Origin of the sequence: Nocardiopsis terrae, assembly GCF_014651695.1 — a bacterium.
GTDB lineage: Bacteria > Actinomycetota > Actinomycetes > Streptosporangiales > Streptosporangiaceae > Nocardiopsis > Nocardiopsis terrae.
Window position 1 is genome coordinate 98694 of sequence record NZ_BMXJ01000003.1, and the last position, 14635, is coordinate 113328.

The 14635-nt window shown below is 71.5% G+C and carries 10 protein-coding genes; 8 read left to right on the plus strand and 2 right to left on the minus strand.

The annotated features are described in order from the left end of the window. The first annotated feature begins 10 nt into the window (after positions 1–10). Entirely contained in the window at positions 11–2062 is a 2052-nt protein-coding gene (locus tag IE195_RS08300) for a bifunctional aldolase/short-chain dehydrogenase (RefSeq protein WP_191269268.1), read from the plus strand. Continuing rightward, positions 2059–3573, plus strand: coding sequence for a rhamnulokinase (locus tag IE195_RS08305; protein ID WP_191269270.1), 1515 nt, complete (start codon positions 2059–2061; stop codon positions 3571–3573). Before IE195_RS08300 ends, IE195_RS08305 begins: the two co-directional genes overlap by 4 nt. Positions 3574–3637: 64 nt before the next feature. Here the strand turns inward: IE195_RS08305 and IE195_RS08310 are convergent, their stop codons facing one another. Continuing rightward, the gene (locus IE195_RS08310; RefSeq protein ID WP_191269272.1) at positions 3638–4858 is read right to left on the minus strand and encodes a cation:proton antiporter domain-containing protein; all 1221 of its coding nucleotides are present in this window, start codon (positions 4856–4858) and stop codon (positions 3638–3640) included. 511 nt (positions 4859–5369) lie between these two features. On the opposite strand from IE195_RS08310, the gene IE195_RS08315 reads away from it, so the two are divergent. Next, complete coding sequence (locus IE195_RS08315) at positions 5370–7169, plus strand: LamG domain-containing protein (protein ID WP_191269274.1); 1800 nt, start codon at positions 5370–5372, stop codon at positions 7167–7169. Positions 7170–8021: 852 nt separating this feature from the next. On the opposite strand, the gene IE195_RS08320 is transcribed toward IE195_RS08315, so the two are convergent. Beyond that, positions 8022–9077, minus strand: coding sequence for a LacI family DNA-binding transcriptional regulator (locus tag IE195_RS08320; RefSeq protein WP_191269276.1), 1056 nt, complete (start codon positions 9075–9077; stop codon positions 8022–8024). A gap of 364 nt (positions 9078–9441) precedes the next feature. Here IE195_RS08320 and IE195_RS08325 point away from each other — a divergent pair, with 364 nt between their 5' ends. The 5 genes from IE195_RS08325 (at position 9442) to IE195_RS08345 (ending at position 14534) form a co-directional block, all read left to right on the plus strand. Next, positions 9442–10917: a sugar ABC transporter ATP-binding protein gene (locus IE195_RS08325; RefSeq protein ID WP_191270441.1), complete on the plus strand. Its 1476-nt coding sequence runs from the start codon at positions 9442–9444 to the stop codon at positions 10915–10917. A gap of 40 nt (positions 10918–10957) precedes the next feature. Next, positions 10958–12025 carry an ABC transporter permease gene (locus IE195_RS08330; protein ID WP_191269278.1) on the plus strand — a complete coding sequence of 356 codons (1068 nt, stop codon included), beginning with the start codon at positions 10958–10960 and terminating at the stop codon, positions 12023–12025. After that, positions 12018–13088 (plus strand): ABC transporter permease, encoded by a 1071-nt coding sequence (locus IE195_RS08335; protein WP_229826137.1) that lies wholly within the window; start codon positions 12018–12020, stop codon positions 13086–13088. Before IE195_RS08330 ends, IE195_RS08335 begins: the two co-directional genes overlap by 8 nt. Then, the gene (locus tag IE195_RS08340) at positions 13085–14152 is read left to right on the plus strand and encodes a rhamnose ABC transporter substrate-binding protein (protein WP_191269281.1); all 1068 of its coding nucleotides are present in this window, start codon (positions 13085–13087) and stop codon (positions 14150–14152) included. The genes IE195_RS08335 and IE195_RS08340 overlap by 4 nt, the downstream gene beginning before the upstream one ends. Positions 14153–14216: 64 nt before the next feature. After that, the gene (locus tag IE195_RS08345; protein ID WP_191269283.1) at positions 14217–14534 is read left to right on the plus strand and encodes an L-rhamnose mutarotase; all 318 of its coding nucleotides are present in this window, start codon (positions 14217–14219) and stop codon (positions 14532–14534) included. Positions 14535–14635: the final 101 nt, after the last annotated feature.

The window sequence follows — 14635 nt, forward strand, 5'->3', positions numbered from 1 at the left end:
GGGAGATCACGTGTCCGACCCCGTCGCCACCCAGCTCGTCGCACGCAGCAACACCCTCGGTTCCGACCCGCGCAACACCAACTTCGCGGGGGGCAACACCTCCGCCGCCGGAACCGCCACCGACCCGGTCACCGGGAAGCCCGTCGACCTGCTGTGGGTCAAGGGCTCCGGCGGCGACCTGGGCACCCTCACCGAGGACGGCCTCGCCGTCCTGCGCCTGGACCGGCTGCGCGCCCTCGTCGACGTCTACCCGGGCGAGGAGCGCGAGGACGAGATGGTCGCCGCCTTCGACCACTGCCTCTTCGGCAAGGGCGGCGCCGCACCCTCCATCGACACCGCCATGCACGGGCTGGTGCGCGCCGCGCACGTGGACCACCTGCACCCCGACTCCGGTATCGCCCTCGCCACGGCCGCCGACGGCGAACGCCTCACCCACGAGTGCTTCGGCGACCGCGTGGTGTGGGTGCCCTGGCGCCGCCCCGGCTTCCAGCTCGGCCTGGACATCGCCGCGATCGCCGAGGAGAACCCGGACGCCATCGGCGCGGTGCTGGGCGGCCACGGCATCACCGCCTGGGCCGAAACCAGCGAGCAGTGCCAGGCCAACTCGCTGGAGATCATCCGCACCGCCGAACACTTCATTGAACAGCGCAGTCTGGAGGAGAAGGGCCGTCCCGAGCCCTTCGGCCCCGCCCTGGAGGGCTACGGGGCCCTGCCCGAGGCCGAGCGCCGCGAACGCGCGGCCGCCCTGGCCCCCGTCATCCGCGGACTGGCCTCCACCGACCACCCGCAGATCGGTCACTTCACCGACAGCGACGCGGTCCTGGACTTCCTCGCCGCCGCCGAGCACCCCCGCCTGGCCGCGCTGGGCACCTCCTGCCCCGACCACTTCCTGCGCACCAAGGTCCGTCCCATGGTGCTCGACCTGCCCGCCGACGCCCCGCTGGAGCGGGTGGTGGAACGGCTGCGCGAACTGCACCAGGAGTACCGGACCGACTACCGCGCCTACTACGAGCGCCACGCGGGCCCCGACAGCCCCGCCATGCGCGGCGCCGACCCGGCGATCGTCCTGGTCCCCGGCGTGGGCATGTTCTCCTTCGGCAAGGACGCCAAGACCGCGCGCGTGGCCGGCGAGTTCTACGTCAACGCCATCAACGTGATGCGCGGCGCCGAGAGCGTCTCCACCTACCGGCCCATCGAGGAGTCGGAGAAGTTCCGCATCGAGTACTGGTCCCTGGAGGAGGCCAAGCTCAAGCGGATGCCCAAGCCCAAGCCCCTGGCCGGCCGGATCGCCTTCGTCACGGGCGCCGCGAGCGGCATCGGCAAGGCCATCGCCACCCGCCTGGCCGCCGAGGGCGCCTGCGTGGTCGTGTCCGACCTCGACGCGGACAAGGCCGCCGAGGCCGCGGCCGAACTCGGCAACGCCGACGTCGCCGTGGGCGTGGCCTGCGACGTCAGCGACGGCCAGGCGGTCGCCCGGGCCCTGGGCGAGGCCGCCCTGGCCTTCGGCGGCGTGGACCTGGTGGTCAACAACGCCGGGCTGTCCATCTCCAAGCCCCTGCTGGAGACCACCGAACGCGACTGGGACCTGCAGCACGACGTCATGGCCAAGGGGTCGTTCCTGGTCTCCCGGGAGAGCGCCCGGATGATGACCCGCCAGGACATGGGCGGCGACATCGTCTACATCGCCTCGAAGAACGCCGTGTTCGCCGGCCCCAAGAACATCGCCTACTCCGCGGTCAAGGCCGACCAGGCCCACCAGGTGCGCCTGCTCGCCGCCGAACTCGGCGAGCACGGCATCCGCGTCAACGGCGTCAACCCCGACGGCGTCGTCCGGGGCTCGGGCATCTTCGCCGGCGGCTGGGGCGCCCAGCGCGCCGAGGTCTACGGGGTCAAGGAGGAGGAGCTGGGCGCGTTCTACGCCAAGCGCACCCTCCTGGGGCGCGAGGTGCTGCCCGAACACGTGGCCAACGCCGTGTTCGCGCTGACCGCGGGGGAGCTGTCGCACACCACCGGACTGCACGTGCCCGTGGACAGCGGCGTGGCCGCCGCGTTCCTGCGGTGAGCGCCGTGCCCGAGAAGAGGGATGCGGCGGTGCACGCCGCGATCGACCTGGGGGCCTCCAGCGGCCGGGTGATCACCGGTCACCTCCTCGACGGCGTCCTGCGCACGGAGGAGGTCGCCCGGTTCGCCAACACCCCGGTGGCCGTTCCGCGCCGTGGCGGCGACACCCTGTACTGGGACGTCCTGTCCCTGTACCGGGGAGCCCTGGAGGGGCTGCGCGCGGCGGCCGCGCCCCACGGGGGCCTGGCCTCGGTGGGCATCGACTCCTGGGCCGTGGACTACGGACTGCTCGACGCCGACGGGGCGCTGCTCGGCAACCCGGTGCACTACCGGGACGCCCGCACCACGGGCGTCCCGGAGAAGGTGTTCGAGCACCTGCCCGCCGACCGCATGTACGCGGTCAACGGGCTCCAGGTCCAACAGTTCAACACGGTGTTCCAACTGGCCGCCGCGGCCGACGACCCCCGACTGGCACCGCTCGCCCGCGGCGCGCTGCTCGTCCCGGACCTGCTGGGGTACTGGCTGACCGGGGAGCGGGTGTGGGAGCTCACCAACGCCTCCACCACCGGGCTGGTGGACGCGCGCACCCGTGACTGGGCCCAGGAGTGCCTGGAGGTGCTGGAAGGGCCCTTCGGGGTGCCGGTACGCGGTCTGCTGTCCCGCCTGGTCGAGCCGGGCGCGGTCGTGGGACGGCTGGAGGCACGCGAGTCGGTGGGGGCCGCCGCGGGGGCGCCGCTGGTCGCGGTCGGCTCGCACGACACCGCCTCGGCGGTGGTCGCCGTTCCGGCCGCCACACCGAACTTCGCCTACGTCTCGAGCGGAACGTGGTCGCTGGTGGGGGTGGAGCTGGACGCCCCGGTGCGCACCGAGGAGAGTCGGGCCGCCAACTTCACCAACGAACTCGGTGTGGACGGCACCGTCCGCTACCTGCGCAACGTCATGGGGCTGTGGGTGCTGCAGGAGTCCCTGCGCACCTGGCGCGAACAGGGCCGTGACGTGGACCTGGCCGACCTGCTGGAGCGGGCCGCCCGCGTGCCCGCGCTCGCCTGCGTGGTCGACGTGGACGACCCCCGGTTCCTGCCGCCGGGTGACATGCCCGCCCGGATCGCCGCCTACGCCGCCGAGACCGGGCAGCGCCCGCCCGAGGGGGAGGCCGAGCTGGCCCGGTGCGTCATCGACTCCCTGGCCCTGGCCTACCGCAGGGCGGTGCATCAGGCCGCCGAGCTGTCCGGTAAGGACGTCGAGGCGGTGCACGTGGTCGGCGGAGGTTCGCGCAACACGCTGCTGTGCCGGCTCACCGCCGAAGCCACCGGGCTGCCGGTGGTGGCGGGCCCGGCCGAGGGCACCGCCGTGGGCAACCTGCTGGTGCAGGCCCGCGCGGTCGGCGCGGTGGAGGGGGAGTTGTCGGACCTGCGACGGATCGTGGCCGACTCCTTCGAGACCCGTACCTACCGTCCGGAGGCGGCAAGCGCCCCCTGGGAGAGGGCTCAGCGCTTCCTCTGGCCGGAGTGAGCACACCCCCGGCCGAAGGCTCGCCCGGTCGCCCCGTGCGGCCGGGTGAACCTTCGGCCACCGGTCAGGAGCCGGCCGCGGGGGTGCCCGCGTAGCGCGCGTACAGCGAACGGAAGGGCGACGAGGTGACGCCGTGCGCGACCACGCTGGCGGTCACGGCCAGGCTGACGGCGGCGAACAGCCGCGGATCGTGCACGCCCTGATGGGCCGCGTGCGCCGCGTAGAAGAGCGCGCTGACACCCATCGGGCCGAACCACCCCAGGAAGGCGGATCCGCGCGGACGCAGCCCCAGGGGCCGCCAGGCGAGCATGATCAGCGGAAGACGGCGCAGCAGGAGGACGGCGAGCACGAAGGCGAGCGCGGCCGGCCCGAACCCGATCCACTCCCGCCAGGGCAGCACCGCGCCCAGCAGCACGAACACGGGCAGGGCCAGGTAGCGGTTGACCGCCTCGTCGATGTTCTGCTGGGGGCCGCGCTCCCCCCTGCGCACCGACCAGTTGTAGGCCAGGCCCGCGCTGAAGACGGCGAGCACCCCGCCCACACCGATCAGCCGTGCCGCTCCGAGGACGGCGACGGCGAGCAGGAGCGTGAAGAGAAGGGAGGGCCCCTCTTCCAGTTCCCGTTCACGGGTGGCCGCCTCCATGGCCCTGCCCGCCACGGCTCCCGTGAGCACGCCCAGGGCCACGCCGCCCAGCACCTCCCACACCAGGCGGACGACCGTGCCGCCGGGCCCGGTGAGGGGCAGGGCGACGGCCACCGCGACCCCGACCAGGGGCAGGGCGAGCCCGTCGTTGGCACCGCTCTCTCCGGTGAGGAGTCTGCGTATGCGCCCGGGCAGGTCGCGTTCGGCGGGGCCGCCGGTGACCACCGAGGCGGCGAGCACCGGGTCGGTGGGGCACAGGCAGGTGCCCACCACGGCGGCCAGCGCCAGGGGCAGGCCGAGCAGCAGGGCCGAGGCGCCGGTCACCGCGGCCGCGAGCGGCATGATCACGCACAACAGCAGCAGGAACTGGGGGATCAGCGGGCGCAGCGAGGAGACGGGGAAGCGCAGCGCCGCGGTCATGACCGAGGCGGCCAGCAGGAGGCGGGTGCCCTCCAGCAGGAGGGGCTCGCGTGTGGCGGCGGACAGGGAGACCAGGTCGAGGAAGACGGGCCCCAGAGCCACGCCGAGCAGGAGGGCCAGGAGGGGTTCGCTCAGCGGCAGGGTGCGGGTCCGGTTGCTGAACAGCGCCAGGAGCACACTGAGCGTGCCGATGGCCGCGTAGGCCAGGTGGAGGGAGTTCATGCCGGGCCGCCTCCGCTGCCTCGGGTCCGTTGCGTCCGTCGGAGCAGGGTAGTAGCCGACGGCCGCGGAGTCCCGTAGGCCCGTCCGGCGGGCCCGAAACAGCGGTGAGCACGCACGCCCCGAGCGGGCCCGTTCGGGGGCCACCGAGGCAGAGAACGCCGCAGTGGCGAAGGAACCCACCTGGTCTCGGGTGAGGGAGTCCGGGCGTGCACGACCAGGAGGGATCAGCGTGTTCCCGGTACCGTTCCGCGAGTTCGTACTGGTGGTGGGTGGTGGACGGTCAAACGTAAGAAATGTGTCCGAATGTGGTCATTGTTGACACGAAACTCCTGTATGCAGGTTTTTTCCCATTTCGGAAACGATGTGCGCATGGCGCGGTGAGATGGATCACTGGCCGTTTGTTTTCCTGCGCCTGCTAACTTCGTCTCTCGTCCCAGGGCAACCACCGGTCGTGTTCCGACGGCACGGCCTCCACCAGGTGATCCCTCACCCTGAGTCAGAGAGCCCTGCCATGTCCCGCCGTGCTCGGGCACGCGTCGCCGCACTCCTGGCGCCGCTGCTCCTGCTGCCCGCCCTGCCCGCGCCCGCCCTCGCCGAAGAGGGAGCCGAGGTTACCTCAGCCGACTACCCGGCCGGGGACGAGTTCCACGGTTCCCCCGGCCGGCCCGGCGACTTCACGTTCTCCAGCAACGGGTCCGAGGACGTTCAGAGCTACTTCTACGCCCTCAACGACAGCTCCTGTGTCCACGAGGCTGTGCCCGACGAGCCAGGCGGTTCGGTCACGGTGACCCTCACCCCGCGCCTGGCGGGCCCCAACCGCATCTACGCGCGCACCGTGGACGCCTCCGGCGGTTCCTCCGCCTGCGTGCTCGTCTACTCCTTCCTCGTCGCTCCGCCGAGTGACCCGGTTGCCTACTTCGCCTTCGACGAGGGGCAGGGGGACCACGCCGCCGACATCATCGACCCCGATCGGGGCCTTGACCTGTCCGAGAGTGTGGAGTGGGTACGCGGCCGGGTCGGGAGCGCCGAGAACCCCAACACCAACCCCGCCCCACGCCTGGAGGGCACGGCCGTCCGTACCGACGGCCGTACCGACGGCGAGATCGTCGCCGACCACTCCTCCGTGGACACCTCCGGTTCCTTCTCCGTCTCCACATGGGTGAAGCTGGACCGCGCCGTCGCCGACCACGTCGCCGTCGCCCAGGAGGGCGCCGCGCAGAGCGCCTTCCACCTCGGCTACCAGGGCGACACCGGCCAGTGGGTGTTCAGGATGTCCCCTGAGGACGAGCACCGGGGCGGGCCCCGGGAGTGGACCGCGGCAGCTTCCACCACCTCCGCCGACGTCGGGGTGTGGACCCACCTGCTGGGTACCCACGACGAGCGGACCGGTGAGATCACCCTCTACGTCGACGGCATCGAACAGGACACCGCCACCCATCCCGAACCGTGGAACGCCCAGGGGCCACTCGCCATCGGACGCGCCCTGTTCCAGGGCACGGGCGAGTACCACTGGCCCGGCGCCATCGACGATGTTCGGGTGTGGGACCGCCTCGTCGTGGACGAGACCGTGTCCGACTCCGAGACCGACTCCGAGGTGTGGCGGCTGGCTAACCGCCCGATCGCCGCCGAGGGCCGGTGGATGCTCGACGAGTGGGACGGCACGACCGTGTCCGACGCCACCGACCACGGACTCGAAGCCACCCTGCACGGTGATCCCCTCACGGCTTGGAACCTCGCTGACAACGACATCACCTTCTCCCCCGCAGTGCGGCTGAACGGGGACGACGAGTACATCGAGGCCCCCGGTCCCGCCCTGCGCACGGACCGCAGCTTCAGCGTCGCGGCCTGGGTGCGCCTGGACGAGACGGGTGATGGCGCCGACACCACCGCCGTCAGCCAGGCCGGTACGCACCAGAGCGGCTTCTACCTGGGCTACGAGGGGTCCACCGGTGCGTGGGTGTTCAAGATGGCCTCCCACGACGACGCGGCCACCCCGGAGGGGAGCGGATGGACCCACGCCTCCTCTTCCTGGACCGCTCAGCCCGGGGAGTGGACTCATCTGACGGGCGTCTACGACCACACCCGCGGTGAGCTGGTGCTCTATGTCAACGGCTCCGAGGCTTCCCGGGCGGCGGTGTACCACGCCTGGCACGCCGACGGTCCGCTCCGGATCGGCAGCGCCCAGCACGGCGGCTCCAACACCGACCACTGGACCGGCGACATCGACGACGTCCACGCCTACCAGGGCGTCCTCGAAGCCCACTCGATCTCCTCCGTCTACGCCGGGTTCTTCCCCACCGCTCAGAACTGATCCCCCACCGCCACCCTGTCCCGTGACTGTCCCCCGCCTCGCCAGGCGGGGGACAGAGGGCTGCCGTGGCTCCACGCGGTGACGACCCCAATCCTTCGGGGCTCGTGCACGGGAGCCGCGGGCCGAGTCTGGCGCCGCGGTCGTGGCGAGGCTCATGTGCTGCCGCCGGAGCAGCGTTGGAGTATCCGTTCGGATCCGAGGCGGGAACGGGACGAAGTATTATGCGGATCTTCTTTTAAGTGCGGAAATCCATGGCCGCAACGGATGTGGGGCTCATTTGTTTTGCGTGTTAATAACCTAATGTTCTCCTTTTGCTTCAGGGTTTTCTTCCCATTGGGAAGGTGGTGTTCCTGATGGTGGCGAACTCTTGCTTCGGGTCATTTCCAATGCGAACATCTCGGTGGGGAAGCGTATTCTGTTACACCTCTGTCGGTCTGCCGTGCAAGGAGATCAGGTGACGGCGGGAGCCCGACGTCCCCGTGGCTGGACACCCCGGCCGCGGGGCGGTCCGCGGCCGGGGGATCCGGCTTCTTCGTGTCCTGGGACTTCGATGGCGGGCGAGCGGGAGGACGCGCCCCGGTAGCCCTCTGTGCGGATATGGCGGAACTGATCCGAAAAGTCCGCGACTGTCGGACGCAATGGTGAAAGATGCTGCCCCGCGTTTTGTTTCCGGAGAGTTCTCGCCGACGGTTAAGGTCTCGCTCCCAATGGTCCGGACCTTTCGTCTCCGTTGAAGCGCACGGACAGGGGTCGGGGCCACGGCTGTTCCATTGCCGGTCGGCGCCGGTGTTCGTTCCCCTCGGGAAGATCCGGTCAAACCGAACGGACGGGCGGAGCCCTCGCCGCCCGCCCTCAGGGCCGGTGGGCGGCAGTGGAACCGCGCAGCACCAGTTCGGGGCTGAAGAGCAGGCGCTGGTGCAGGTGGTCCGGGTCGTCCAGCTGCGCCCGGAGCAGGCGCATGGCCGTACGGCCCAGCTCGTACTTGGGCTGGGCGACGGTGGTCAGGCCGGGGTGGACCAGGCTGGCGACGTCGACGTTGTCGTAGCCGATCACCGAGATGTCGTCCGGTACCCGCAGTCCGCGCCTGCCCAGCCCCTTCATGAACCCCAGGGCGAGCTGGTCGTTGGCGCACATGACCGCCGTCGACCGCTGCCTGGGTCCGCCCGCGAGGGCGGCGTCCACCGCCCGTTCGCCCTGCTCGGGGTTGAGCTGGGGGAGCTCGATCACGCTGATCGAACCGTCGGGGTCGAGGTCGGACTCGGTGAAGGCGTCGCGCAGGCCGTCGTGGCGCCTTCGCACCTGCTCGATGGCGGGAGGCCCGGTCAGGAAGGTGACCCGCTCGTGGCCCAGCCCGACGAGGTGGCGCCCGGCGGCCAGGCCGCCGGCGTGGTTGTCCACACTGACGCTGCACCCCACGTCCTCGGGGACGTCACCCCGGTCCAGGGCGACCCACGGCACCCCCTGCCGGTGCAGCCACAGCAGGTCGGAGAGGTCGTCGTCGACCGGCATGACCACCGCTCCCGCCGCGCGCTGTTCGGCGAGCAGCCTGAGGTTGCGGCGCTGCCGGGTCCCCGACTCCGCCGAGTTGAGCAGCAGGACCGCGAGCCCGGCTTCGGCTGCCTCGTCCTCCATCCCGCGCGCCACCTCGGTGAAGAAGGGGTTGGTCACGTCGAGGACCAGCAGGCCCACGGCGTCGCTGCGTCCGGAGCGCAGGCTGCTGCCGGAGGAGTTGCGCACGTAGTCGAGCTCGGCGATGGCCGCCTCGACCCTGGCCCGGGTCGGGCCGGCGACCCGCTCCGGCCGGTTGAGCACGTTGGAGACGGTTCCGGGGGAGACCCCGGCGTGCCTGGCGACCTCGGTGATCCCCGCGGGGCGTTTCGCTGACGGGTGGGGTTGGGCTGTCGACAACGGGGTCTCCGGTGCTCTGTCGGTCGGACGGTTCGGCGGCGGTGCGGGTCCGCCCGGACACCGCGCCGGCCGGGCCTCACTCGGTTGATCGTCACATCGGTTTTGAAACGTGTCAACGGAGTGTCTCGCAAGCCGTGGGATCGCCCTGTGGTCCTGTGTTGCCGGTTCGGTGCAGGTGGTCCGGGAAGCCCCTTACCTCTGCAAATTACCAGAGTGCCTCTTGACGGTGTGGTGTGTCCCACCTAGCATCCCCATCATATTAAAACGTTTTGAGAAGCGGCGGAACCCGCATCGACCCGAAACAAGGAGGGCGTACGTGCCAGAACAACAGCCCCCGGCGCCCCCGCCCCTCGCCCTCGACGGCGTGAGCAAGTCCTTCGGCAGCGTCCGAGCCCTCCGGGGACTCTCCCTCGAACTGCGGGCGGGTGAGATCCACGCCCTGGTCGGAGAGAACGGGGCGGGAAAATCCACCCTGGTCAAGACCATCGCCGGGGTGCACCGGCCCGACTCCGGACAGATCCTGGTCGACGGCGAAACGACCGCCTTCCAGGCCCCCGCCGACGCGCAGCGCGCGGGCATCGCGGTCATCCACCAGGAACCCACGCTCTTCCCCGACCTGTCGGTGGCCGAGAACATCTTCGTCGGCCGCCAGCCGAGGACCCGTCTGCGCACCATCGACCGGGCCCTCATGCGCCGCCGGACCGCGGAGGCCTTCGCCCGCCTTGGGGTGGAGACCGACCCCGACCGCCCGGCGCGCGGCCTCTCCATCGCCGACCAACAGCTCGTGGAGATCGCCAAGGCCCTCACCCGGCGGGCCCGCGTCCTGGTCATGGACGAACCCACCGCCGCACTGTCCGGGGTGGAGGCCGAACGCCTCTTCCGCGTCGCCCGCTCCCTACGGGACTCCGGCACCGCCCTGCTCTTCATCTCCCACCGCTTCGACGAGGTGTTCGCCCTCTGCGACCGCATCACGGTCGTGCGCGACGGCGCCTTCGTCTCCTGCGACCCCACGCCCGAACTGGACGTGGACACCGTGGTCCGACGCATGGTCGGCAGGGAGGTCTCCAGCCTCTACCCGAAGGAGGAGGCGCAGGTCGGCGAAACCGTCCTGGAGGTCGAGGGCCTGACCCGCCGGGGCGTCTTCACCGACGTGTCCTTCTCGGTACGCGCCGGGGAGATCGTCGCCCTGGCCGGGCTGGTGGGCGCGGGGCGCAGCGAGGTCGTCCGGGCCGCCTTCGGCGTGGACCGCCACGACACCGGGACGGTCCGGGTCCTGGGCCGGGAGCTTCCCAACGGCCGCCCCCGGGCCGCCATGGCGGCCGGAGCGGCACTGGTCCCCGAGGACCGCAGGCTCCAGGGGCTCGTGATGGAGTCCTCCATCGAACGGAACTCCACCGCCACCCGCCGCGGCCCGCTCAGCCGCCTGGGCCTGCTCCGGCCCCGGGCCGAACGCGACGCCGCCCGGGAATGGGGTGAGCGCCTCCAGCTCAAGTACGGCGACACCACCGACCCGGTCTCCACCCTCTCCGGAGGCAACCAGCAGAAGGTCGTCCTGGCCAAGTGGCTGTCCACACGACCGCGGCTGCTGTTCATCGACGAACCCACCCGCGGCATCGACGTCGGGACCAAGGCGGAGGTGCACCGCCTGCTGTCCCGCCTGGCCGGGGAGGGGCTGGCCATCGTCATGGTCTCCAGCGAACTCCCCGAGGTCCTCGCCATGGCGGACCGGGTCCTGGTCATGCACGAGGGGCGGATCACCGCCGAACTCGACCGGGACGCGGCGACCGAGGAAACGGTCATGTACGCCGCCACCGGCCAACAGCCGCGAAGTGCCGCCTGATGCGCGCGCCGTCCCCACCACCACCCACCCCGGAGGCCCCGTGACCCCGCCAGGCACCCCAGCCCAGGCGCCCGAACGCCCCCCTGAGAACCCGTCGGCCACGGCCGCGCCGCCGAAAGGCCGACCGGCACAGCGCACACGACAGGTACGCGAACTCGGCGTCCTGCTCGCCGTCGCCGTCCTGATCACCGCCACCTGGCTGCACAACCCGGGCTTCCTGTCCGCACAGGGCGTGCGCGACCTCTTCCTCGGCGCCACCGTGCTGTCGGTCCTCGCCGTCGGCCAGGCCATGGTCCTGATCACCAGGAACGTCGACCTCTCCGTCGGCTCCGTGATGGGCCTGTCGGCCTTCGGCACCGGCATCCTCTTCGTCACCTTCCCCGGGCTCCCCGTGCCGGTGGCCATGCTCTGCGGTGTCGCCATCGGAGCGGTCTGCGGCCTGCTCAACGGAGCCCTGGTCACCACCGTCCAGGTCCCCGCCTTGGTCGTCACCCTCGGCACGCTCTACGCCTTCCGCGGGATCAACCACTGGTGGGCGGACGGCGGCCAGGTCAACGCGCACGACATGCCCGCCGCCTTCCTCGCGCTGGGCCGGGTCAGCCTCCTGGGCGTCCCGCTGCCGGCCGCGGTGGCCATCGCCACCGTGGTGGTGGTCGGCCTGTACCTGGCCCACTACCGTTCGGGCCGCGAACTGTACGCGATCGGTTCCAACGCCGACGCCGCACGCCTGTCCGGCATCCCCGCCGGCCGGCGGGTACTGACCGCCTTCGCCGTCAACGGGGCCCTGGCCGGGCTGGCGGGCGTCCTGTTCGCCGCCCGCTACGGGACGGTCGACTCCACCGTCGGCACCGGCATGGAGCTCCAGGTGGTCGCGGCCGCCGTGGTCGGCGGCGTGGCCATCGCCGGCGGGGTCGGCACCGTCTACGGGGCCGCCGTCGGCGCGGTGCTGATGACCACCATCACCGCGGCCCTGCCCATCTGGCAGATCAACCAGTTCTGGCACCAGGCCGTCGTGGGCGCCCTGATCCTGGCCGCCATCGGCCTGGACCGCCTGCTGGCCCTGCGTACCGCCCGCAAACTCGGAGGAGGGGGAGCACGTGGTGCCTGACCACACCCGAACCCCGGCGGGCACCGTCTCCCGCCTGCGTTCCGCACTGTCGCTGCGCGAGGCGCCCGTACTCGGGGCGCTGCTGGTCACCCTGGTGTGCGCCGCGATGTTCGTCGACAACTTCGCCACCGAACGCAACACCGGATTCCTGCTGCTGAGCGTGGCCGCCATCGCCCTGATGGCGCTGCCCATGACCCTGATCGTCATCACCGGCGAGATCGACCTGTCCGTGGCCAGCACCCTGGCCCTGAGCAGCGCCACCATGGGCGTCCTGTGGGAGGCGGGCGTACCCATCGAGACCGCCCTGTGGATCTGTCTCGCGGTGGGTCTGGCCGTGGGGGCGCTCAACGGCGTACTGGTCACCCTGTGCGGACTGCCCTCCCTGGCGGTGACCATCGGAACCATGGCCCTCTACCGGGGCCTGGCCTACGTCCTGCTCGGCGACCGCGCCGTGGCCAGCTACCCGCAGACCTGGGTCAGCGGTGTCCGGGACACCGTCCCCGGCGTCCCCGGCCTGCCGTGGACCGTCCTGGCGATCGCCCTGCTCGCCGTGCTCTTCGCCGTCCTGCTGCACGCCTCCGTGCTGGGCCGGTCCCTGTACGACATCGGCAACAACGCCGAGGCCGCCCGCTTCGCCGGGGTCCGGGTCAGGTGGACCAAGTTCTGGCTGTTCGCCGCCAGCGGCCTGGTCTCCGCCGGGGCCGGGGTGCTCTGGACCCTCCAGTACGGCACCTCCAGGGCCGACACCGCCTTCGGTCTGGAACTCCAGGTCGTGGCCGCCGTCCTGCTGGGCGGGGTGTCCATCTTCGGCGGTGTCGGCACCGTCGTGGGCGTCATGGCCGGCGTCCTGCTGCTCGGTTCCCTGCGCAACGCGCTCCAACTCCTCGGAATCTCCAGTGACGTCCTCCAGGTCGTCACCGGACTGATCCTCATCGCCTCGGTCGTCGCGCCGAGCGCGGCGGCCCGCCTCCGGGCCCGCCGCAAGGCACCCGGTCCGAGACCGGCACCCGACCCAGACGACCGGAACCGTCCGGTCGCAGCCCCTTCAGGAGAAGAATCATGACCGATCCCCTGCGCCGCCGTTCGCTGTGGTTCGCCTCCGCGGCGTCCGCGGTCCTGCTCACCGCCGCCTGCGGCGGCACCACCATCGACGACGCCCAGGACGACGGGGGCGCCGGGCCGACCGGTACCGCCGACCCGAACGCCGAGATCCCCGAGGGCCTGGCGATCGACTTCCTGCCCAAGCAGCTCAACAACCCGTTCTTCGACCTGGTCAACGAGGGCGGATTCGCGGCCGTCGAGGAGCTGGGCGGCGAGGCCACCGAACGCGGCGGCACCGAGGCCACCGCCGACTCCCAGGTGGAGTACGTCAACGCCGCCAGCCAGGCCGGCAGCGACGTCATCGTGATCGCCGCCAACGACCCGGACGCGGTCTGCCCCGCGCTCAACGAGGCCCGGGACAACGGTGCCGCCATCGTCGGCTACGACTCCGACGCCAACTGCACCGACGTGTTCGTCAACCAGTCCACCAACGAGCTCATCGGCCGCGCCCTCGCGGACATGATCAGCGACGAGCTCGGCGGTGAGGGCACCTTCGCCGTCCTGTCGGCCACCCCCAACGCCACCAACCAGAACGCGTGGATCGCCGAACTGGAGGAGATCCTCCAGGAGGACGACTACGCCGACCTCGAACTGGTGGACACCGTCTACGGAAACGACGACGACCTGGAGTCCTTCCAGGAGATGCAGGGCCTGGTGCAGGCCCACCCGGACCTGGACGGCGTCGTGTCGCCGACCACGGTCGGCCTGGCCGCGGCGGCCCGCTACGTCAGCGACTCCGAGTACCAGGGGGAACTCGCCGTCACCGGCCTGGGCACCCCCAACCAGATGCGCGAGTTCGTGCACGACGGCACCGTCGGCCAGTTCGCCCTGTGGAACCCGAACGACCTGGGCTACCTGTCCGGGTACACCGGGGCCGCCCTGCAGGCCGGCCAGATCACCGGTGCCGCCGGTGAGACCTTCACCGCCGGGGAGCTGGGGGAGTTCACCTTCGAGACCGACGGCGAGGTCGTGCTCGGCCCGCCGATGGTCTTCGACGCCGACAACGTCGACGACTTCGACTTCTGACCCGATCCGACCAGTGCCGGAGGCGGCCCCGCGCCGCCTCCGGCACTCCCCGCAGGGAGGCCCCGTGGAACGTGTCTGTTTCGTGCTCAAGGTGCGCGAGGACCGCCTTGAGGAGTACCGGGAGCGCCATGCCGAGGTCTGGCCGCAGATGCGGGCGGCCCTGTCCGCCTCCGGCTGGCACAACTACTCCCTCTTCTGCGACGACCGGGGCATGGTCGTCGGCTACCTGGAGACCGAGGACTTCGAGGCCGCCCGCGCCGCGATGGCACGGACCGACGTGAACGCGCGCTGGCAGGCGGAGATGGCCCCGTTCTTCGAGAACCTGGACGGTCGCCCCGACGAGGGCATGGTGCCGCTGACCGAGATCTTCCACCTGCCCTGAGCCGCCCCGGGCCGTTCTGAACCGCCCCGGGCCGCTCGGGGTCGCGAACGGCCCGCGCCGCCCGGCCCGCCCGCACCGTGCGGGCGGGCCGGGCGGCGCGC

Bases quoted from the DNA above. Each gene is read 5' to 3' on its own strand.
- IE195_RS08315 (WP_191269274.1), top strand. From the start codon at position 5,370: ATGTCCCGCCGTGCTCGGGCACGCGTCGCCGCACTCCTGGCGCCGCTG.
- IE195_RS08340 (WP_191269281.1), top strand. From the start codon at position 13,085: ATGACCGATCCCCTGCGCCGCCGTTCGCTGTGGTTCGCCTCCGCGGCG.
- IE195_RS08310 (WP_191269272.1), bottom strand. From the start codon at position 4,858: ATGAACTCCCTCCACCTGGCCTACGCGGCCATCGGCACGCTCAGTGTG.